We start from the raw sequence: 20,591 nt of genomic DNA, 5'->3' as shown, positions 1-20,591 counted from the left end.
TTAGTGAAACCCGAGTCGCAAACCAAGCAGTACACGGGAGGACACGATGACGATCACCGACGACGTCGACCTGATGGACCTCCGTCCTTTCGCGGACGGATCCGACCACACTATCTTCGCGCATCTACGCGACGCAGATGCTTTGCACTGGAACGAAGAACCGAACGGACCGGGATTCTGGTCGGTCACCAGATACGACGACGTCAAGACCGTTGCCTCGTCGTTCGAGGACTTCTCCGTCACCGACGGTACCCAGATCGCCAGCAGGCGCGCCGAGGGTGAAGGCGCACGCAGCATCCATCACGTCGATCCGCCCGAACACGGACCGCTACGCGGGATCGTGACTCCTCACGTACGGCCGGTGAAGATCAAATCACTGGAAAAGGACATCGCCGCCGTCATCGATTCCTTGCTCGACACCGCCACCGATGCAGGAACCGTCGACCTCGTCGCCACCGTCACTTCCCAACTTCCACTGGTGATGATCGGCCGACTCCTGGGTGCTCCGCTCGAGGACTGCCCGAACCTGTTGAGGTGGACCAACCAGATGGCAAGCGAGGATCCGGACTACTCGGAGGGTCCCGAGACAGCAGTCCGAGCCCGCGATGAGGTCTTCGGCTACTTTCGGGGCTTGGAGGAGCTGCGCCGACAGTGCCCAGCCGACGACCTGATCAGCGTCCTCACGGCTGCCGAACTGGACGGAAAGCCCCTGACGCGTGGTTATCTCGACGCCTATTACCTGATTCTCATGGTCGCGGGAAACGAGACCACCAGGAACCTGTTGTCCGGCGGAGTTCAGCTGCTGCACGAGAACCCCCGTTGGTGGAATTACATGCGAGAGAACCCCGCGAAGATCCGCGTCGTCGTCGAGGAGATGGTGCGAATGACCTCTCCCGTTCTCTCGATGCGTCGCACCGCGACTCGCGATATCGACATGCACGGCAAGACGATCCGAACCGGCGACAAGGTGGTCATGTGGTTCTGTTCGGCCAATCGCGACGAGCGGGTGTTCGACAATCCCGAGGAGTTTCGAGGTGACCGATTCCCCAACGAACACGTCGGTTTCGGTTGGGGCGCGCACGCGTGTCTCGGCTCGAACCTGGCGCGCCTCGAGGCCAAGCTGTTCTTTCAACGCATCGTCGAACGAGGCCTGCGCATGGACGTCACAGGTGACGTGAACCGATTGCAGAGCAACTTCTTTCGAGGAATCAAGACGTTGCCGGTGAAAGTGACCCGATTCGATGGCTGAACATGCGGTGACCCTGATCGACGGTGCCGCGTCGGCGTCGGGTGACCTCATCGACGTCGTCGACCCGTTCACCGGCCGATCCATCGGGTCGACACACGAATCCGGCCCTACATCGGTGGATCACGCAGTGCGTTCTGCCGCAGAAGCATTCGACGAGTGGTCACGCGTGCCGGTCGACGAACGTGCCGCCGTGCTCGAACGTGCCGCACAGCTGGTCGACGAACACAGCACGACCATCGCATCCACAGTGACCGGAGAGATGGGCATGCCCATCGGACTCTCCACGGTGACACAGGCTCGTTTGCCCGCAACGGTTCTACGTTCCGCCGCGGCTACAGCCCGGTCGTTCCCGTGGGTCGAAGACATCGCCGGTGCTCGCCTTCGGCGTCGCCCGAGCGGAGTCGTAGCTGCGATCACACCGTGGAACATGCCCGTCCACCAGATCGTCGCGAAAGTGTCCGCAGCACTGGCCGCAGGCTGCGCCGTTGTCCTCAAGCCGTCGGAAGCCACACCCTTCGATGCCGTACTGATCGCACGGATCTTCCTGGACGCGGGAGTGCCACCAGGCGCATTCGACGTGGTCCAAGGCACAGGCGCAATCACCGGGTCCGCCTTGGCCGCCCACCCGGGCGTCACCCACGTGTCCTTCACCGGAAGTGTCGCAGCCGGTCGCACAGTGGCCACCCTCGCAGCAGGGGCACTGTCCAGGACGACCCTGGAGCTCGGCGGAAAATCGCCTGCGGTGCTCCTGCGCGGCGCCGACCTCGATGTTGCGGTGACCGGTGCGCTCGGAAGCGCACTCGTCAACTCCGGGCAGGCATGCAATGCGCCCACGCGCCTGGTGATTCCCGCAGAACTGGCAGGTGAGATCGAAGAACGCATTGCCGAGGTGACCTACGTACTGGGTGACCCGTCCGATCCAGCCACCACACACGGTCCACTCGCATCCAAACGTCAATTGGATCGTGTTGTCGACTACGCACAGTCCGCCCTGGCCGACGGCGGACGTCTCGTCGTCGGCACCGGCAAGCCCGAGTCGGGCTGCTTCGTGGCCCCGACTGTGATTGCCGATCTTCCGGCAACCGCCCGAGCCGTTCGCGAAGAGATCTTCGGACCGGTCGTCGTACTCCAGACCTACCGCGATGCCGACGAAGCAATACAGCTGGCAAACGACAGCGATTTCGGGCTGTCCGCGGAAGTCTGGGGCGAGACGTCCGAAGCCGAGAGTGTGGCAACGAAACTCCATGTGGGACAGGTCAAGGTGAACGGTGTGAAAACCAGAGACAGGCCTACCGTACCGTTCGGTGGCGTCAAACAGTCCGGGTACGGACGCGAGCTCGGCGCGCTCGGGCTCAGTGAGTTCACCGATGTCACGGCGGTGATGTCATGACACTGGTCGTAACGGGTGCAGCGTCGGGCATCGGTTTGGCACTGGTGCGCCGAGCAGTTGCCGCCGGCCACGAGGTCTGGGCCCTGGACAGGAATCCGTGTCCGGAGCCGGACGCCCGCTCCGTTCTCTGCGACCTGTCCGATCCGGACGCTATCGAGGCAGCGGAGCTTCCATCGCAGGTCGACATGCTCGCCAACGTCGCCGGTGTTCCCGGAACGGCCCCAGCCGACACGGTACTCGCGGTCAACACACTGGGCATGCGACTGCTCACCGCACGGTGTGTGGGCACGATGCAGCGAGGCGCGCGTATAGTCAACGTCGCTTCCGTTGCGGCACATCGCAACACACTCGGACTACCCGAGATCGCCCGCCTGTTGGAAGTGACGGACCGTGCAGGACTGCGCTCGTGGCTCGACGCGTATCCCCTCGACGGCCCTGCCGCCTACGACACGTCGAAACGTGCGGTGCTGGAGTGGACGTCGTCGCTCGCCTGCCACCTGATCCCCCGCGGAATCGGTGTCGTGTCGGTCAGCCCAGGCCCGACCGAGACGCCGATCCTCGCCGACTTCGAAGCGAGTATGGGTGCGGCCTCCATCGATCGGTCGCAGGCTGCAGTCGGTCGACACGGTACCGCCGACGAAATCGCCGCCGTCGTAGAATTCTTCCTCTCCCCTGCTGCGTCCTGGACCAACGGCATCGATGTACCGGTCGAGGGCGGCCTGTTCGCGACCAGGTCCGCTCTCGTGTCGAACCCACTGAAAGGACTCGCGTCATGAGCATGCCGACGATCGTAGATCTGAACGGCACCGAACCAGGCAGCCGCGAGCTGCTCGGCGGAAAAGCCTACAGCGTCAACAAGATGCGCGCCCTGGGACTACCTGTTCCACCGGCTTTCGCTCTGACCACACCGCTCTGTGCGCAGTACCACGACAACGGTGGAGCTTTACCCGACGACGTGTGGTCCGAGGTCCTCGAGCATCTGGCCCGCCTCGAACACGAGACAGGCCGGAAGTTCGGCGTCGGACCGTTTCCTCTCCTCGTATCGGTTCGGTCCGGAGCCGCGCAGAGCATGCCGGGCATGATGGACACGGTGCTCAATCTGGGTCTCACCGAGCCACTGCGGGACGGACTTGCCGACGCCACCGGAGACACCGAGTGGGCACGAAACACGTGGACTCGCTTCTGTGAGAGCTACACGTCCATCGTCGGACCGGTCCCCGACGATCCCTACCGACAACTCCGAAACGCAATCGGTGCGGTGTTCGATTCGTGGAACAACGAACGTGTCGCCGCTTACCGGGCTCGTCACGGCCTCGGCACGGGCACCGGAACCGCTGTCACGGTGCAGGCCATGGTCTTCGGAAATCGCGACGAACGATCAGGAACCGGCGTGCTGTTCAGTCGCAATCCGAGCACCGGCGAGAACGCGATCTTCGGGGAATGGTTGGCCCGGGCGCAGGGCGAGGACGTGGTGTCCGGGGAACGCACCCCGACTCCGGTCGGCCATCTGAAACAGAGCTTGCCGCACCACTATGCCGAGCTCGAGAAGATCGCCGAGGTGCTCGAGCAGGATCACCGCGACTTGGTGGACATCGAGTTCACCATCGAGTCCGACACGCTCTACGTACTGCAGTGTCGGAAAGGCAAGCGGTCCGCAGCCGCAGCGGTGCAAGTGGCCGTCGACCTGGCTCACTCCGGAACCATCTCGCACAGCGAAGCCGTCGAGCGAGTATCGGCGGAGCACATCCGATCACTCGAACAGACCGACGAGGTCGGAGCCGGTGCTCCTGTCGTCGCACAGGGCAACGGCGCCGGCCCTGGCGCAGCAGCAGGTGTGGCCGTCACCGATACCGACGAAGCTCAGCGTCTCGCAGCCGACGGTACGGCCGTGGTCCTCGTCAGACCGTCGACTGCACCCGACGATGTTCCTGCAATGTTCGAATCCGTGGCGGTGGTCACCGAGGTGGGAGGTTCGACGTCGCACGCCGCGCTCGTCTGTCGCGAGATCGGGCTGCCCTGCGTAGTCGGGTGCGGTCCGGGCACCGTCGATGCATTGCTGGGACGCACCATCACCGTCGACGGCGCGTCAGGGAAGATCTACGAGGGGAACGTCCTGCAGGCAGGCACGCGGACTCATGAGTCGTTGACCGAACTGTTGACGTGGCTTCCCAACCCTCTTCCGGCCGACCACCATCTGGCGTCGGTGACCAACCGGCCTCTCGAAAGTGCATGACGACATGACAGAGAATGCGGCAACCACCGGAATCGACGCCGAGTTCACCCGGGCCGGCCTCGTCGAGAACACCCCGACCTCCCCGAAGCGGGCCAATCGTCGGGGCGAGCAGACCCGGGACAAGATCGTCGCGGCCGCGACCGAGTGTTTCACCGAGTACGGCTACACGCGGACACGCATCTCCGACATCACGCACCGCGCCGACACCGCGCAGGGGAATTTCTATCGCCACTTCACCGGTCTCGACGACGTGTTTCTCGCGGCGTTGCGGCCGGCGCTCGCGGATCTGTCAAATTCGCGCGGGCGGCCGGACCGTGCCCACGGCGAACTCGACTCTCTCATCGAGGTGAACACGACCTACCTGCAGACGTATTCGCGTCACCGACACATGCTGCGCTTGCTTCGTGAGGCAGCCGCGGCCAGCGCAAACGAAGGCTTTCAGCAGTTGTGGCTGAACCTCCGATCGGATTACGTCGCCCGCACCCAGCGGTGGCTGGAACGTCTTGCCGCATCCGACGTGATCGAGAACCGAGATTTCGAGCTGCTCGCGGAAACGCTCGGGTGCATGACCGAGCAGTTGGCCTACGTCCACATCGGGCTCCCGGCCAGCACACCGAAGCGCGAACGTATCGACGAGCTCGGCCGGATTCTGGGCGAGGTCTGGTACCAGACCCTTCCGTTCAGGACCACGACATGACCGATCCCACCGTCCGCACTCTGGGCTCGGAACTCACCATCCTCGATGTCGTCCAGGAGACGGCGGACGCGGTGTCGATCGTGTTCGATACGCAGATCCCCTACACCCCCGGGCAGTTCCTCACCCTTCGTGTGCCGAGCGAACGCACCGAGTTCGTGGCCCGGTGCTACTCACTGGCCAGTTCACCGGTTACGGACATCCATCCCAAGGTGACTGTCAAACGCACGCGCGACGGGTACGCGTCGAACTGGTTGTGCGACAACGTCAAGCCGGGTTCGGTTCTGCGCGTGCTTCCCCCGAGCGGCACGTTCGGTCCTGCCTCGTTCGAGCACGATCTCGTGTTGTTCGCCGGGGGCAGCGGAGTAACGCCGGTCATCTCCATTCTGAAGTCGGCACTGGAGTCTTCGGACTCCCGAGTCGCGGTCTTCTACGCCAACCGCGATCGAGAGTCGATCATCTTCGACGCAGAACTTACCGGCCTCCAAGAGCGCTATCGCGGACGAATCGTCGTCGAACACTGGCTGGAGTCCGAACGTGGTATCCCCACCGACGACGACCTCCGCCAATTCGCCACCGCCTATACGAACAGGCACGCATACATCTGTGGCCCCGGCCCGTTCATGGCTGCGGTCGAATCCGCGCTGCAGGATCTCGGTGTCGGGCACGTTCATGTCGAACGGTTCGCCTCCTTGACGGGCGACCCGTTCACGCTGGCGCCTGCGGCCGCCCCGTCCGGTCGGGCATCCACTGTCTCCGTCGAACTGGACGGCGAACAGCACTCGTTGACGTGGCCCGCCGAGTCGACACTCATCGACGTGCTGCTGAACGCAGGAATCGACGCACCCTACTCATGCCGAGAGGGCGAATGTGGTTCCTGCGCATGCACGTTGAAATCCGGGACAGTCGAGCCGGGGGACGGCACGGCACTCACCGAGAACGACCTCGACGACGGTTACATACTCGCGTGCCAGGCGACACCGACGAGCGAGCACCTGGAAGTCGAATTCTGATCGTAGCCCGGCGCACATCCGTCGAAGGGAGGATCGGGAGTCGATCGGCGAAAACCAGGAACGCCTAACGTACAGCGTACGGTAGACTGGTCGTTCACTCGACCGGCGAAAGGCAACTACACGCGATGACCACGGCCGAAGCACTAGACACCATCCTCGTTCGAGGCGCACGCGAGAACAATCTGCACGGCGTGGACCTCGACTTACCCAAACGTCGGCTCATCGTGTTCGCCGGAGTCTCCGGTTCCGGCAAATCCTCGTTGGTGTTCGACACCATCGCCGCCGAAGCGCAGCGCCAGATCAACTCGACCTTCACCGCATTCGCCCAGACGTTCCTTCCGTCCTACGGCCGACCCGATGCCGATCTGATCGCCAACCTCTCCGCCGTCGTCATCGTCGACCAGAAGCGTCTGTTCGGAGGGCCCCGGTCGACCGTCGGCACCATCACCGACATCGGTGACTGGCTGCGCATGCTGTGGTCCCGCGGGGTGACGCCGTCGATCGGCTACGCGAACGCGTTCTCCTTCAACGACCCGGCCGGCATGTGCCCCGAATGCGAGGGACTCGGGGAAGCGAAGATCATCGACATGGACGAACTCGTCGACGAATCGAAGTCGTTGCGCGAAGGCCCTTTCAAGCACCCGGACTTCGAGCCGGGCAAGTGGCCGTACCGGGTGTTCGCCGACTCCGGGTTGTTCGATCTGGACGTTCCCGTCGAGCAGTACTCCGCCCGTGAACGCCACATCTTCTTCGATGCCAAGCCCGGTGAGGTCGACGTGGTCAACACCGAGGCCCTCATGAAGAGCTACGAAGGAATCGTTTCGCGCTTTCGCCGCAGCTATCTGTCGAAGGATGCCGATGCACTCAAGGGCAAAGCGAAGGCAGCGTTCGACCGGATCGTCACACGCGGCGAGTGCGAGGCATGTGGCGGCACCCGCTACAACGAGACCATCCGCGGCGCGACCCTCCACGGACTGTCGTTACCCGACGCCTTCGCCATGCAAGTGTCCGAACTCGCCGAGCGCATTGCCGGATGGAACCTGAGGGAACTGAACACCTTCCGTGACGAGATCGTGCTGCAACTGCGCAGGCTCGTCGATCTCGGGCTCGGCTATCTCAGTCTGAACCGAGCGACGTCGACCCTGTCCGGGGGCGAATCTCAGCGCATCAAGATGGTGCGCCACCTCGGCGCGACGCTCAACGACATGCTCTACGTGTTCGACGAGCCGACCACCGGCCTGCACCCACGCGACGTGCACCGCCTCAACGACATGCTCCTTGCGCTGCGAGACAAGGGAAACACGGTCCTCGTCGTCGAGCACGATCCTGAAGTGATGGCCATCGCCGATCGCATCGTCGAAATAGGCCCAGGCGCAGGCAAAACCGGCGGGAACGTGGTGTTCGAAGGAACCTACGACGAATTGGTGGCCGCCGACACCAGAACAGGTAGCGCGCTCCGCCGCGACGGTCACTCCATCTCCGCTCCACGAACACCCACCGACTACCTGCACATCACCGGTGCCGACACCCACAACCTCCGAAACCTCAGTGCCGACATTCCACTGGGCGTTCTGACAGCCGTCACCGGCGTCGCGGGGTCGGGGAAATCGAGTCTCATCCACGGTCATCTGCGTTCGGTCGCACCCGACGCCGTCATCATCGATCAATCGCCCATCCGCGGGTCACGGCGCTCCTCCCCCGCAACGTATTCCGGACTCCTCGACCCCATCCGTGCGTACTTCGCGAAGAAGACCGGCCAGCCGGCGTCTCTGTTCTCTCCCAATTCCGACGGTGCCTGCCCCGACTGTCAGGGCAGCGGCATCATCTTCACCGATCTGGGGTTCACGGACCCGGTGTCCAGTACCTGTGAAACGTGCCAGGGACGGCGTTTTCGGCCGGGAGCGATCCGGCACACCGTCGACGATGTCAGTATCGCGGACGTATTCGAGATGTCCGTCGAGGACGCGCAGGACTTCTTCGAGGTCAAGAAGATTCGTGACATCCTGCACCGGTGCTCCGACGTCGGCCTCGGATATCTCTCGCTGGGCCAGAATCTTTCGTCGTTGTCCGGTGGAGAACGTCAGCGCCTCAAGCTCGCGACGGAACTGGTCGGGTCGTCTCCCATCCTGGTCCTGGACGAGCCCACTACCGGCCTGCACCCGTCGGATGTCTCGAATCTCATCGCACTGTTGTCCGGCATGGTCGACGAGGGCCGCAGCGTGATCGTCATCGAGCACAACCTCGACGTCGTCGCAGCGGCCGACTGGGTCATCGATCTCGGACCCGACGGCGGTCTGGGCGGAGGTGAGGTCGTGTTCACCGGAACGATCGCGGATCTGGTGAACACCGACACGCACACAGGTGTCCATCTCGCCAAGAGCCTGAGGCGCCGACCCGACGGCAGGTAGGTTCGGTGATCATGAGCAGCGACACATCGACCGCCCTGGCCCGCGCCGCCTACACGACGTTCGAGCCGTTTCACATCACCGCCTATTTCAATCCCCTGCTGAAGACGGTCTCCGCGGACGCCGGGTTGGACGGGCACGCGTGGTACGTCGGGTCGCGTGCCGCACCGCTCGGTGAGACCGCGGCGAGTGTCGTCGCGGCGACGTTCTACAACTTCAATCCCGCGCTGATCGAGCGCGTGTGGCCGGCCGCCGTCGACGCCGGGCTGGAGAAGATCACCGAACGCCGCTGGACCATGCTCGACACCGTCCTCGGCGACGCACTGGGCGAACTGGTGTCCGACCCCGATCTCCCCCGTGTGGCCGATCAACTGCGCGACATCGGCGACACCGCCTGTTTCGCAGGTCGGCCACTGTCTGCAGCATGGCACTCGACACAGCGACCGGACGCACCACATCTGGCGCTGTGGCATTCCATCGCCGTGATCCGCGAATGGCGAGGCGACGGTCACCTGGCCGCACTCGTCGACGCCCAACTCGATCCGACGGAAGCCGTCGTGTTCCACGAGGCGGAGCATCCGGACCCGAAAGCTCGACGAGTGCTCGGCAAGCGCATCACCCAACTCACCCGCCAGTGGTCGGACGAGGAGTGGGCCGCCGCCGCGGATCGTCTCGCCTCCCGCGGACTGCTCACGACCACCGACGGGCGAGAAGCCCTCACCGATCGAGGCGTCGAACAGGACGCGCACATCGAAGCCAGGACCGATGCGCTGGCGTCGTCGATCTGGAAGAACGTGCCCGACGCGGAAGCCCTGGTCACCAGTGTCCGCCCGTACGTCAAGGCCGTCATCGATGCGGGCATTCTGCCCGGCACCAAGAAGAAGAGCTGATCGACCGAGCGTCTCGGAGCACGAGGCCCCGTCGACCGTGGTCGGCGGGGCTTCGCGCTGCCCGGGGGAATTTATTCTTGTCGGAGGGAATTGATATCGTCGCGAGCACGTTAATTGAGCCGAAGACGCTCAACCTTGCAGTAGGAGGAACGAATGCCGGCATACCTGGGTCCGCAGGGTCCCCGCCGTATCGACATCAGCCGTTTGATGAGCACGGCTACCCAGTCGCTCATCGGAGATGCAGCCACGTTCGCTGCCGGTCGCGGTGATGCAGAATTGGATGCACTGCACGTTCTGCACGTCATGGCGAAGAACGACCCCACCCAGGACCTCATGCAGCGCGCGGGTGCGACACCCGACTCGGTGGCGGACGCCGTGGAGCTTCGGCTCCCCCAGGCGCGCGAGACCTCGGTCAGCGCCACCACCCTGAGCAGCACCTTGAAAACCGCCATTCTCGAGGCTCACCACATCGCACAAAGCCTCGGTTCGACGTACATCGATCCCGAACACCTGTTCCTGTCCTTCGCCGCCGATCCGGAGCACATCGCCGGCCGGCTGCTTGCGGACGAGGGCATCACTCCCGAAGGCCTGCAGACCGCACTGAAGGGTGGTTCCGTGGAACCGCAGTCGCAGTCCGAGACGCCGACGCTCGACAAGTACGGCGTCGATCTGACCGAGCGTGCGCGCGAGGGTGGTATCGACCCGGTCATCGGCCGTTCCGACGAGATCGCGCGGACCATCGAAATCCTCTCCCGTCGCACCAAGAACAACCCGGTCCTCGTCGGCGAGGCAGGTGTCGGCAAGACTGCCGTCGTCGAAGGGTTGGCTCAGCGCATCGTCGACGGTGACGTTCCCGATCGGTTGTCGGGCAAGCGCATCGTGCAACTCGACCTGTCGTCCATGGTCGCGGGCACCCGCTACCGCGGTGATTTCGAGGAGCGCTTGACCAAGGTGATCGACGAGATCGTCGCGCACTCCGACGAGCTCATCGTGTTCATCGACGAGGTGCACACCATCGCCGGCGCGGGCGGAGGCGCCGAGGGCGCCATGGATGCCGGAAACATCCTCAAGCCCAAGCTCGCTCGCGGCGAACTGCACATCGTCGGCGCCACCACCCTGGACGAGTACCGCACGAACATCGAGAAGGACCCCGCCCTCGAACGCAGGTTCCAGCCGGTGACGGTTCCCGAGCCGAGCGTGGACGACGCCAAGGCCATCCTCACCGGGCTGCGTAGTCGGTACGAGGAGCACCACGGTGTCACCTTCACCGACGAGGCAATCAGTGCCGCCGTCGAACTCTCCGATCGCTACATCGGTGACCGCTTCCTCCCGGACAAGGCCATCGACCTGATCGATCAGGCGGGTGCCCGCAAGCAACTCGCCAGGCCGAGCATCGACGTCGACGCGATCGAGAAGAAGATCGCCGCAGTGGAAGTCGAGAAGGCGACGGCCATCGAGAAGGAAGACTACGAGCGCGCATCTCAGCTTCGCGACGAAGCACAGCGGCTGCAGGACCGCCTGAACGGAAAATCCGATGACGATGCACCCGAGGTGTCCGCCGAGGACATCGCCGACATCGTCTCGCGGGCAACCGGCATCCCGGCAAGCCAGATGACGCAGGAGGAGAAGGAACGTCTACGGCGTCTGGAATCCGAACTGCACGAGCGCGTCGTCGGTCAGGACGAGGCCGTCGAGGCCATCGCCCGTGCGGTGCGGCGCAGCCGGACCGGCATGAGCGATCCGGACCGTCCCGTCGGCAGCTTCCTGTTCCTCGGTCCGACCGGCGTCGGCAAGACCGAACTCGCGAAAGCCTTGGCTTCGTCTTTGTTCGGTGACGAGAAGAAGATGCTGCGCCTCGACATGAGCGAGTTCGGCGAACGCCACACCGTCAGTCGACTCGTCGGTGCACCTCCCGGATACGTCGGTTACGGCGAAGCCGGCCAGCTCACCGAGCAGGTGCGGCGCAATCCGTACTCGGTGGTGCTGCTCGACGAGATCGAGAAGGCCCACCCCGACGTGTTCGACACACTTCTCCAGGTGCTCGACGACGGCAGGTTGACCGACGGTCAGGGCCGCACGGTGAACTTCAGGAACACCGTGGTGATCATGACCAGCAACCTCGGCTCGGACATCATCTCCAGCAAGTCCGGCGGCACCGGATTCAACACCGGTGTCCTCGACGAGAAGCCCTTGCGTGCGCGAGTCATGGGACGCCTCCGTGAATCGATGCGACCGGAGTTCCTCAACCGCATCGACGAAATCGTGGTGTTCCGAAAGCTCGATACCGAGCAACTGCATCGCATCACCGATCTGATGCTCGCCGAAAGCCGGGAACGTCTCTCGGCCAAGGGCATCGAGATCACGTTCAGCGACTCGGCCGTCGACTGGCTGGCGAAGAACGGTCACCAGCCCGAATTCGGTGCCCGGCCGTTGCGTAGGTCGATCCAGCGAGCACTCGACGACAAGATCGCCGACCTGCTCCTGGACGATGCCCTCACCGAAGGCGGCAGCGTATCGGTCGACGTCGCGGACGACGAACTCGCCTTGAACGTGGCGTAGCGCAACTCCGTCGAAACCCTCCCGTGCAGTCAGGCGCGGGAGGGTTTCTCACGTTGTGTCCACCGCCGATACCTGCGTACCGCTACGACGTAGCGCACCCACGCAACCAGCAGCGAAACAACAAGGATCAGAATCCATCCGACCATGACGAAGTACCAGGTTCCCCAAACAAGGACGAGGGCAACAGCCGCCCCTGCAGTCTCCGGCGAGAACACCCCATTCATTGCCGCCAAGACCCAGAGGACAACAATCGCAGTCCCTTCGCACACCCCGTAGGTCGCGACAGCACTCACCACGAGCGATTCCCGCCACAGCCACACGAACGACGGCTTCTGTTCCATTGATCCCCCACCAGCGCCATCGACGACACTCCCCGACCGGCAGAGTACAACGCACTGCGGCAAAGATGAGCAGATGATTCTTGAACATGCTCTACTTCACGTCACATCCGATCGCTCGGAGGAATTCGAGACCGCTTTTGCGCACGCCAAGTCGATCATCTCGGCGATGCCAGGGTTCATGAACCTGCGACTCTCGCGCGGCGTGGAGCAACCAGGGGTCTACCTTCTGCTCGTCGAATGGGAGACCCTCGAAGCCCATACCGAGGGTTTCCGCGGATCAGCGGAGTACCAGGAGTGGAAGGCGTTGCTGCATCATTTCTACGATCCGTTTCCGGTCGTCGAGCACTTCTCGCCGGTTCTTCGGGCCTAGCATGGATGCACCCCTCAGCACCGAAGGAGACCAACCAGTGCCCACTGCAGCGTCGTACACCTCGAAGCAGGATCAGCTCGAGATCAGCACCAATACCTGGCCCACAGCGGTCACGCCTGCTCGTGGTGTCGTTCAGATAGCCCATGGTCTTGCCGAGCACGGCAGTCGATACGCCCGCTTCGCCGGGGCGCTGAACGACGCCGGGTTTCACGTCGTGGCATCCGATCATCGAGGCCATGGCGCGTCGATCGAGCAGACACCGGGCGATCTGGGGGCACTGGGCTTTCCTGCGCTGTGGGCGGACATCGAACAACTGGGCGAGCACCTGTTGAACGAGTACCCGGACCTACCTCTGTTCCTCTTTGCACACTCGATGGGTTCGTTTGCTGCCCAACATGTTCTGATCGAGCGGTCCGATCTGTACGAGGGCGTGGTCCTGTCCGGCTCTACCCCCCTCGATGTGCTCGCCGCGGGCATGGTCGACGCCCCGGCCGGTGATCTCAGCGTGTTCAACAGCGCCTTCGAGCACCGCACCGGATACGAGTGGTTGTCGCGCGACGAGTCGGAAGTCGACGCCTACGTCGCCGACGAGCTGTGCGGCTTCGACCTGCCCGCGGCGACGGTGCCCGCGTTGTTCACCGAGGCGGACAAGCTTGCAGATCCGCACGAGCTCGAGGAGATCCGGTCCGATCTGCCGCTGCTGATCACGTCGGGATCCGACGACCCGCTGGCCGGCGGCGGACAGCTGATCGAACAACTGGCCGCGCGCTACCGCGAGGCCGGGCTCAGCGATGTGACGGTGAAGATCTACCCAGGAGCCCGCCACGAGATCCTGAACGAAACGAACAGGGACGAAGTCACCGCAGACATCGTCGGATGGCTGAAGAGCCGCCTCACCTGAGCCGGAGCTTCACGGGCTGCCCGTCCTCCGGGAAGGGCAGCGACGTGAAGTTCAGTGGTGCAACGTAACTCGGGTCGACTTCCCAGTCGAATCGGAGCAACAGATGATGCATGATCGTCTTGATCTCCGCTCCGGCGAAGAACATTCCGATGCACTTGTGCACTCCGCCGCCGAACGGCTCCCACGCGTAGCGATGAACCTTGTCCTCGCGTCGATCTGCACAGAACCTGTCCGGATCGAACTTCTCCGGATCCGGCCAGTACTGCGCCATGTGATGAGTGAAGTGCGGGGCTACGGATGCGTATGTTCCGGCGGGGACGAACTTTCCCTGCACCTCGGTGTCCTTCACAGCGCGACGAGCCACGACGGGAGTCGGCGACACGAGGCGCAGGCATTCCTTCATGACCAGGTCGACGCTCACCAGTTCGTCGAGTTGATCCAGCGTCGGCGACTCCGTTTCCAGCGCAAGCGATTCGGCTCGGCACTTCTCCCTCCACTCCGGATGCTGCCCGAGATACTGCATCATCGTCGACAGCGTGATGGTCGAGGTATCATGCGCCGCCATCAGCAAGAAAATCATGTGGTCAACCACTTCGTCGTCCGAAAAACGCTGACCCGTATCGGATTCGATGTGACAGAGAACGGAGAAGAGATCATCGGTCTCGCGGGCGCGACGCGCAGGCAGATAACGCCGGAAGAAGTCGTCGAGCACCTTCCGTCCGTCGAGCCCACGCTTCCATCGAGTCCCGGGTAGGCGGTATCGAACGATCGACGTGGCAGCCTGGACGCAGGCCACGAAACTTGCGTTCACGACGTCGATCTCGGCATCGCTGCTGTTCTCGGCTCCCCCCATGAACACCGACGTCGCGACGTCGAGAGTCAGCGCCTTCAGTGCCGGATAGACCTGTACGGCGTCACCGGCATGCCACCCGTCGAGCCCCGAGGCGACCACCGGATTGAGAGAGTCGACCGATCTGACGAGCCTCTCACGGGTGAACGCCTGCTGCATGATTCGTCGATGTCGCAGGTGCTCGTCGGAATCCAACAGCATGAGCCCGCCGTGGAAGAACGGGCCGATGAGCAGCGACCACCCGTCGCTGTTGACGAACGCCTTGTCCTTGTTCTGCAGGACCTCCTGGCATGCGTCCGGCCCGAGGACGGTGATCCATCGCTGCCCGGCCATCGTCAGCCACGACACGTCGCCGTACTTGTCCCATCGACTACGAAACAGAGTCAGGGGATCGCGAATGTATTCGAGCGTGTGACCGACGACGGGCAGTCCCCCGTCACCGGAGACTGCTTTCAACGGGGATCGAGCCGGTGGTTCCGCCAGGATTCGTGCCATTCGCCAGACCTTCCTCGATCTGACAGGGAGCCCTGTCAGATAACTGTAGTGTGCGTCACACTTCTCGCGTCTGTCAACATCTACTCATGTCGACAACCCGCAGATACGCAGGCATGAGCGCCGACGACCGTGCCGCCGACCGTCGGGCACGCCTACTCGAAGCTGGGCTGGAGGTGTTCGCGGCCTCAGGAGCCAACGGCGCAACCATGACGGCGATCTGCGCACAGGCCAAACTCACCGAACGCTACTTCTACGAGAGCTTCACCAGCCGAGACGATTTACTGCGCAACGTCGTCGACGCGGTGTCCGACGAGATCCGCACCGCAGCCCTGGACGCACTCCACTCCCCCGCGGACAGCGTCGAAGCACAGGTCCGACACGCCATCACCGCGTTCGTCACGGTCCTCACCGACGATCGACGCAAAGGCCGCGTCGCGATGATCGAGTCCTCGGCCGTCGAGTCGCTGCGCACGCATCGCCGGGAGTCGATGCGTGAATTCGCCCGCCTCGTCGCCGCAGAAGCCCACGAACTCTACGGCGACCACGCATTGCCCGAGCCCGAGTCGCAGATCACCGGCCTCCTGTTCATCGGAGGCCTGGCCGAACTCGTCGTCGCCTGGTTGAACGACGAGATCGACGTGACCCCGTCACAGATCGTCGACGCCGCAACACGCCAGTTCGTCGCGACGACGCATCGCTGAAAAAGCTAGAGTCGCGAAAGTGGCCCACACTCGTCGACCGAAGCAGTCGACACCCGCGGACAAGACCTGTGCGTCGTGCGGGCGGCGCATCGAGTGGCGCAAGAAGTGGGAGAAGAACTGGGATGACATCAAGTACTGCAGTGATTCCTGCCGGCGGCACAAGGTGAGCGCGACGGACCGTCAGCTGGAGGACAAGATCCGGGAGCTGCTCGACGCCCGCTCGCGGGATTCGACGATCTGTCCGTCGGACGTAGCGCGCGCGATGTCCGAGAACGACTGGCGAGACCTGATGGAGCCGGTGCGCAAAGCTGCACGCCGCCTGGTCGACGCCGGGGAAGTTCAGATCACCCAGAAAGGTTCGGTCGTGGATCCGTCGACAGCCAAGGGCCCGATCAGGATTCGCTGGACGCGCTAGTCGTCCAACCGCGGGAGCAATGGGGGTTCCGAATGCAACTGCTGCATCACTGATTTCAAGTTTCCCAGGATCCGCGGCAGCGCTTCGGCATCGTCACCCAGCTCGCGCATGGGGCTTCCTTCGCCGACGAGCTCGAGCACCATCGTCGCCATCCGGGCAGTCGCCTTGCTGTACAGGTCGTCGTGCGGGCGTCCGAGCCTGTCGGCGACCGCCTGCTCGAGCATCACGCGCTCGTGCATGTACTGCTCGAACAGCCGTGTCGTGAGCGACGGCGTCACGTCCAGAATCTGCTGAATCTGCACGAAGCGCTCACTGCCCGCCCGAGGCGTGAGGAGCAGCGCACGGAGCGCATGGCCCAACGACACCTCCAGTGGCTCGCCCTCGGGGCGCGAACGCAGCTCGTCCGCCATCTGCCCGTTGAGCTCCAACGGTCCGACGACCAGTAGGTCCTTCGTTGGGTAATACCGGTACAACGTGGTCGTGCCGATCTCGGCCTTGGCCGCGATCTCTTCCATCGTCGTCTTCTCGTATCCGCGATCGAGGAACAGCGAGAATGCCGCGTCGAGTATCAACTCACGCGTCTGCGCCGCGTGCACTTCACGTAACCCCATGCTCAGCAATGTAGCAGCTGCCCCCTTTCCGGTAGTGACTACCGTCACGGGTCAGATATGTGGTAGTCACTACCAAGTAGGTTTACGCTTCTCAATCAGAGATCACCTCCAATCGAAAGGTGCCACCCATGGCATGGCAACTGTTCAGGCTGGGCCGATGGTCCTTCCTGCATCGCAAACTCGTCGCCGGCGTCTGGGTGGTATTACTGCTGCTCGGAGTGCTCGGCGCGTCCACGTTGAACACCCAGACGTCCGACTCGTTCGAGCTCGACGGCATCGAGTCCACCGAAGCCTTCTCGCTCATCTCCGAGCGCAGCGGTGAATCCGCAGACGGTGCAACCGCACGCATCGTGTTCGAAGCGCCCGAAGGCCAGTCGCTGACGGAACCATCGAATCGAACCGCAGTCGCCGACGCCATCGCGTCGGTCCAGTCCGAGCACGTCGCGTCGGCAACGGATCCGTTCACCGCGGGCACCATCTCGGAGAACGGTCGGGCCGCCTACGCGACCGTCACTTACACGACGCCGGCTATCGATCTCGTCGACGCGGACCGCACCGCTCTCGACGAGGCGAAGACGGTCGGTGAAAACGCAGGACTCACCGTCGCTGTCGGTGGCGACGCCGTCACGGCCATGGGAGAGGTTCCCCTCGGAGAACTGATCGGCATCGGTGTCGCGATCATCGTCCTGGCCATCACCTTCGGATCGCTCGTCGCCGCAGGCATGCCCCTGCTGACGGCACTCATCGGTGTCGGAATCGGCATCATGGGCATCACCGTCCTCGGCGCATTCGTCGAACTCAGCTCGGTCACTTCCGCATTGGGCACGATGCTCGGACTCGCCGTAGGAATCGACTACGCGCTCTTCATCATGTCCCGCTACCAAAGCGAAGTCAGACAGGGACATTCACTGGAGGAAGCGGCAGGCAAAGCCGTCGGCACTGCCGGGTCGGCGGTCATCTTCGCCGGACTGACCGTCATCATCGCGCTCGCCGGACTCTCGGTGTGCGGGATCGGATTCTTGACGCAGATGGGCGTCGGCGGCGCCTTCATGGTGTTCATCGCCGTGCTCGTCGCACTGACGTTGCTGCCCGCGATCCTCGGTTTCGCCGGCAGGAAGGTCCTCGGAGGGAAGATCAAAGGCCTGAAGACCGTCGATCCCGAGAACCCGGAGACACGCACCAACGGGCAGCGGTGGGTCGAGAAGGTGAGCGCGTTCAAATGGCCCGCGCTCGTCGCAGGTCTGCTTGTCGCCGCTGTGGTCTCGCTGCCCATCGCCTCGATGGAACTGGCACTGCCCGACGACGGTACCGCCCCCACCGGCAGTGACAACCGCGTCGCGTTCGACACCATCGCCGACAACTTCGGCCCCGGCGCCAACGGTCCCCTCGTCGTCGTCGTCGACACCGAAGGTGCTGCGGATCCCGTCGCGGCCGTCGGCACCGCCGTCGACAAGCTGGAAGGAATCGGCACCGACATCTCGACCATCGTGCCTCCAGTCGCCGAGGTACTCGAACCCCAGCTTGCTGCAGTCGGATTCACTACGGTGCAGATCATTCCGGACAGCGCACCGTCCGACGCTGCCACCAAAGAGTTGGTCTCGACGATCCGCGACACGATGTCGGACCTGCCCGCCGAAACCGGCGCCCGTGCCCTGGTCACCGGACAGACGGCAGTGGGAGTCGACATCGCCGACGAACTCACCTCGGTGTTCCCGCTGTACCTGGCTGTGGTCGTCGGGCTCGCCTTCATCCTGCTGATGTTGGTCTTCCGCTCGATCCTCGTGCCTCTCAAGGCTGCTCTCGGATTCCTGCTGTCCGTGGGCATCTCGCTCGGAGCGACGGTGGCAGTGTTCCAGTGGGGCTGGTTGGCGAACCTCATCGGCGTCGACACCCAGTCACCCGTCGTGTTCATCCTCCCGCTGCTGCTGACCGGCATCCTGTTCGGTCTGGCCATGGACTACGAGGTGTTCCTCGTCAGCCGCATGCGAGAGGCCTACGTCCACGGCACCCCCGCGAAGCAGGCCGTGATCGTCGGATTCCAGCACAGTGCTCGCGTCGTCGTCGCGGCAGCCGTCATCATGTTCGGCGTCTTCGCCGGCTTCGCGCTGACCGACCAGGTGATCATCAAGACCATCGGATTCGCCTTGGCCATCGGCATTCTCGCCGACGCGTTCCTGGTCCGCATGATGATCGTCCCGGCCGTCATGGCCATCGTCGGCGACAAGATGTGGTGGTTGCCCAAGTGGCTGGACCGAGTCCTGCCGAACCTCGACGTCGAAGGCGAAGGCTTGAACGACAAGCTGGCCCCGGCGAGAACTCCGGAACCTGCACACAGCTGACCTCAGGATCCGTCGTGGCCGCCTCGATCGCTCGAGGCGGCCACTTCGGCTTCGTGCGGGCGGCGTGTCAGCGAAGCAGCCCCGCAGCGGTGGTCGCGTCGATGATCAGCGAGGACACCAACCCGGACTTCAGAACGGACCGAACAGCCTCGAGTTTCTTCTCGCCCGCGACGATGGCGACGACGTCGGCGATCCCCCTCAAGTCCTCTTCCGACACCCCGATCCGGCGATCGTCCAATCCCTCGACGCGATTACCGTCGGAGTCGAGCAACAAAGCACACGACTCGGCAACCACACCTCGCGCCGTCAGTTCTTTCGCCTCAGCCGGCGACACCAAGTCGTAGACCTGAGACAACCCCGGTTGCCACGCGCCGATGGACACAACAGCTTTGGTCACCGACGCATGATGTTTCAGCGTTTCCTGAATGCCACGACTTCCCCGCAACGCGTCGCCGGTTCTGGAGTCGGCCACCACCAGCGGCGCATACATCGACCACGCGTGTCCGCCACCGAGTTCGGTGATCCGACGCACCAACTCGGCCGAGGTCGAGCTGACTGCTCCCGCCATTCCGGTCAACTGCACCACGTCGCACGTCGCGATCGAATCCAGATGCGTCGTCATCCTCGACAACGTTCGACCGCAGTCCACCCCGAGTACGTCAGTGGGAGTAACGATTTCGCTGAGCAGATCAGCGGTGACACGGCCGACGGCGTCCCAGAGAACGCCCTGCTCCTCCCCTCCCGTACGCACTGCGAACGCCATGCGTAACCCGAAGGTGTCCTTGAGCGCACGAGACAGTTCGATGTCGATGGACTCGGGTGCATGAACCTTGATCTCGACCATGCCCGACGCCACGGCGTCCTCGAGTATTCGCGCCACCTTGAATCGGGAGAGCCCCAGTTCCTCGGCGATCTGTATTCGGGTACGGCCGTCGAGGTAGTAGCGCCGCGCGACCAGTCCGCGTTGAGTCAGTTCTTCCGGACCAACCCGCGGAACATTCTGCTCCGGCATGACCCCTCCCTTCGGCTCACATGAGCCTCATCATGATGCCTCATGCTCATATGAGCAACCTCGTTGACATATGAGCAACTAGCCATGCATGATCCTGTTCACAAATCACGTGAGCAGTGAGGT

At 63.6% G+C, this 20,591-nt stretch carries 18 protein-coding genes and 1 pseudogene; 15 read left to right on the top strand and 4 right to left on the bottom strand.

What is annotated here, in order from left to right; genetic code table 11:
• The first annotated feature begins 46 nt into the window (after window positions 1–46).
• The 9 genes from H292_RS0121865 (at window position 47) to H292_RS0121825 (ending at window position 12,433) form a co-directional block, all read left to right on the top strand.
• Complete coding sequence (locus H292_RS0121865) at window positions 47–1,249, top strand: cytochrome P450 (protein WP_020112735.1); 1,203 nt, start codon at window positions 47–49, stop codon at window positions 1,247–1,249.
• Complete coding sequence (locus tag H292_RS0121860) at window positions 1,242–2,639, top strand: aldehyde dehydrogenase family protein (protein ID WP_231383884.1); 1,398 nt, start codon at window positions 1,242–1,244, stop codon at window positions 2,637–2,639. The genes H292_RS0121865 and H292_RS0121860 overlap by 8 nt, the downstream gene beginning before the upstream one ends.
• On the top strand, window positions 2,636–3,415 hold the full coding sequence (locus tag H292_RS0121855; RefSeq protein WP_019667716.1) for an SDR family oxidoreductase: 780 nt from the start codon (window positions 2,636–2,638) through the stop codon (window positions 3,413–3,415). Before H292_RS0121860 ends, H292_RS0121855 begins: the two co-directional genes overlap by 4 nt.
• Entirely contained in the window at window positions 3,412–4,872 is a 1,461-nt protein-coding gene (locus H292_RS0121850) for a pyruvate, phosphate dikinase (protein ID WP_020112733.1), read from the top strand. Before H292_RS0121855 ends, H292_RS0121850 begins: the two co-directional genes overlap by 4 nt.
• A gap of 4 nt (window positions 4,873–4,876) precedes the next feature.
• Window positions 4,877–5,569: a TetR/AcrR family transcriptional regulator gene (locus H292_RS0121845; RefSeq protein ID WP_026348235.1), complete on the top strand. Its 693-nt coding sequence runs from the start codon at window positions 4,877–4,879 to the stop codon at window positions 5,567–5,569.
• The gene (locus H292_RS0121840; RefSeq protein WP_020112732.1) at window positions 5,566–6,579 is read left to right on the top strand and encodes a ferredoxin--NADP reductase; all 1,014 of its coding nucleotides are present in this window, start codon (window positions 5,566–5,568) and stop codon (window positions 6,577–6,579) included. The genes H292_RS0121845 and H292_RS0121840 overlap by 4 nt, the downstream gene beginning before the upstream one ends.
• Window positions 6,580–6,704: 125 nt before the next feature.
• Complete coding sequence (locus tag H292_RS0121835; protein ID WP_020112731.1) at window positions 6,705–8,987, top strand: ATP-binding cassette domain-containing protein; 2,283 nt, start codon at window positions 6,705–6,707, stop codon at window positions 8,985–8,987.
• A gap of 11 nt (window positions 8,988–8,998) precedes the next feature.
• Window positions 8,999–9,874 (top strand): SCO6745 family protein, encoded by an 876-nt coding sequence (locus tag H292_RS0121830; RefSeq protein WP_027498974.1) that lies wholly within the window; start codon window positions 8,999–9,001, stop codon window positions 9,872–9,874.
• A 153-nt stretch (window positions 9,875–10,027) separates the two neighbouring features.
• Window positions 10,028–12,433, top strand: coding sequence for an ATP-dependent Clp protease ATP-binding subunit (locus H292_RS0121825; protein WP_020112729.1), 2,406 nt, complete (start codon window positions 10,028–10,030; stop codon window positions 12,431–12,433).
• A 29-nt stretch (window positions 12,434–12,462) separates the two neighbouring features.
• On the opposite strand, the gene H292_RS0121820 is transcribed toward H292_RS0121825, so the two are convergent.
• Window positions 12,463–12,774, bottom strand: coding sequence for a hypothetical protein (locus H292_RS0121820; protein ID WP_020112728.1), 312 nt, complete (start codon window positions 12,772–12,774; stop codon window positions 12,463–12,465).
• 73 nt (window positions 12,775–12,847) lie between these two features.
• Here H292_RS0121820 and H292_RS0121815 point away from each other — a divergent pair, with 73 nt between their 5' ends.
• On the top strand, window positions 12,848–13,144 hold the full coding sequence (locus H292_RS0121815; RefSeq protein ID WP_020112727.1) for an antibiotic biosynthesis monooxygenase family protein: 297 nt from the start codon (window positions 12,848–12,850) through the stop codon (window positions 13,142–13,144).
• A gap of 37 nt (window positions 13,145–13,181) precedes the next feature.
• Window positions 13,182–14,045, top strand: a complete 864-nt coding sequence (locus H292_RS0121810; RefSeq protein ID WP_037188943.1) for an alpha/beta fold hydrolase — start codon at window positions 13,182–13,184, stop codon at window positions 14,043–14,045.
• Here H292_RS0121810 and H292_RS0121805 read toward each other — a convergent pair.
• Entirely contained in the window at window positions 14,038–15,390 is a 1,353-nt protein-coding gene (locus tag H292_RS0121805) for a cytochrome P450 (protein ID WP_020112725.1), read from the bottom strand. The genes H292_RS0121810 and H292_RS0121805 overlap by 8 nt on opposite strands.
• Before the next feature lie 86 nt (window positions 15,391–15,476).
• Between H292_RS0121805 and H292_RS0121800 the strand changes: the two genes are divergently transcribed.
• The 3 genes and pseudogenes from H292_RS0121800 (at window position 15,477) to H292_RS28630 (ending at window position 16,506) form a co-directional block, all read left to right on the top strand.
• Window positions 15,477–16,091: a TetR/AcrR family transcriptional regulator gene (locus H292_RS0121800; protein WP_371828051.1), complete on the top strand. Its 615-nt coding sequence runs from the start codon at window positions 15,477–15,479 to the stop codon at window positions 16,089–16,091.
• A gap of 19 nt (window positions 16,092–16,110) precedes the next feature.
• A pseudogene (locus tag H292_RS28635) lies at window positions 16,111–16,239 on the top strand (DUF2256 domain-containing protein); the annotation flags it as partial.
• Between the two features lie 15 nt (window positions 16,240–16,254).
• Window positions 16,255–16,506 (top strand): DUF3253 domain-containing protein, encoded by a 252-nt coding sequence (locus H292_RS28630; RefSeq protein WP_230594088.1) that lies wholly within the window; start codon window positions 16,255–16,257, stop codon window positions 16,504–16,506.
• Here the strand turns inward: H292_RS28630 and H292_RS0121790 are convergent.
• Window positions 16,503–17,117 (bottom strand): TetR/AcrR family transcriptional regulator, encoded by a 615-nt coding sequence (locus H292_RS0121790; RefSeq protein WP_027498973.1) that lies wholly within the window; start codon window positions 17,115–17,117, stop codon window positions 16,503–16,505. The genes H292_RS28630 and H292_RS0121790 overlap by 4 nt on opposite strands.
• 128 nt (window positions 17,118–17,245) lie before the next feature.
• Here H292_RS0121790 and H292_RS0121785 point away from each other — a divergent pair, with 128 nt between their 5' ends.
• A complete protein-coding gene (locus H292_RS0121785; protein ID WP_020112723.1) occupies window positions 17,246–19,456 on the top strand; it encodes an MMPL family transporter in 2,211 nt (736 codons plus the stop codon).
• 67 nt (window positions 19,457–19,523) lie between these two features.
• Here the strand turns inward: H292_RS0121785 and H292_RS0121780 are convergent, their stop codons facing one another.
• Entirely contained in the window at window positions 19,524–20,468 is a 945-nt protein-coding gene (locus H292_RS0121780) for a sugar-binding transcriptional regulator (RefSeq protein ID WP_019667701.1), read from the bottom strand.
• Window positions 20,469–20,591: the final 123 nt, after the last annotated feature.

This window comes from Rhodococcus sp. 114MFTsu3.1 (assembly GCF_000383555.1).
Classification (GTDB): Bacteria; Actinomycetota; Actinomycetes; order Mycobacteriales; family Mycobacteriaceae; genus Rhodococcoides; species Rhodococcoides fascians_E.
This window is presented reverse-complemented; position numbering and strand designations above follow the sequence as displayed.

What these genes read in the sequence shown, in the direction of transcription:
- H292_RS0121865 (WP_020112735.1), top strand. Translation starts at nt 47, where the DNA reads ATGACGATCACCGACGACGTCGACCTGATGGACCTCCGTCCTTTCGCG.
- H292_RS0121860 (WP_231383884.1), top strand. Translation starts at nt 1,242, where the DNA reads ATGGCTGAACATGCGGTGACCCTGATCGACGGTGCCGCGTCGGCGTCG.
- H292_RS0121855 (WP_019667716.1), top strand. Translation starts at nt 2,636, where the DNA reads ATGACACTGGTCGTAACGGGTGCAGCGTCGGGCATCGGTTTGGCACTG.
- H292_RS0121850 (WP_020112733.1), top strand. Translation starts at nt 3,412, where the DNA reads ATGAGCATGCCGACGATCGTAGATCTGAACGGCACCGAACCAGGCAGC.
- H292_RS0121845 (WP_026348235.1), top strand. Translation starts at nt 4,877, where the DNA reads ATGACAGAGAATGCGGCAACCACCGGAATCGACGCCGAGTTCACCCGG.
- H292_RS0121840 (WP_020112732.1), top strand. Translation starts at nt 5,566, where the DNA reads ATGACCGATCCCACCGTCCGCACTCTGGGCTCGGAACTCACCATCCTC.
- H292_RS0121835 (WP_020112731.1), top strand. Translation starts at nt 6,705, where the DNA reads ATGACCACGGCCGAAGCACTAGACACCATCCTCGTTCGAGGCGCACGC.
- H292_RS0121830 (WP_027498974.1), top strand. Translation starts at nt 8,999, where the DNA reads ATGAGCAGCGACACATCGACCGCCCTGGCCCGCGCCGCCTACACGACG.
- H292_RS0121825 (WP_020112729.1), top strand. Translation starts at nt 10,028, where the DNA reads ATGCCGGCATACCTGGGTCCGCAGGGTCCCCGCCGTATCGACATCAGC.
- H292_RS0121820 (WP_020112728.1), bottom strand. Translation starts at nt 12,774, where the DNA reads ATGGAACAGAAGCCGTCGTTCGTGTGGCTGTGGCGGGAATCGCTCGTG.
- H292_RS0121815 (WP_020112727.1), top strand. Translation starts at nt 12,848, where the DNA reads ATGATTCTTGAACATGCTCTACTTCACGTCACATCCGATCGCTCGGAG.
- H292_RS0121805 (WP_020112725.1), bottom strand. Translation starts at nt 15,390, where the DNA reads ATGGCACGAATCCTGGCGGAACCACCGGCTCGATCCCCGTTGAAAGCA.
- H292_RS0121800 (WP_371828051.1), top strand. Translation starts at nt 15,477, where the DNA reads ATGTCGACAACCCGCAGATACGCAGGCATGAGCGCCGACGACCGTGCC.
- H292_RS0121790 (WP_027498973.1), bottom strand. Translation starts at nt 17,117, where the DNA reads ATGGGGTTACGTGAAGTGCACGCGGCGCAGACGCGTGAGTTGATACTC.
- H292_RS0121785 (WP_020112723.1), top strand. Translation starts at nt 17,246, where the DNA reads ATGGCATGGCAACTGTTCAGGCTGGGCCGATGGTCCTTCCTGCATCGC.
- H292_RS0121780 (WP_019667701.1), bottom strand. Translation starts at nt 20,468, where the DNA reads ATGCCGGAGCAGAATGTTCCGCGGGTTGGTCCGGAAGAACTGACTCAA.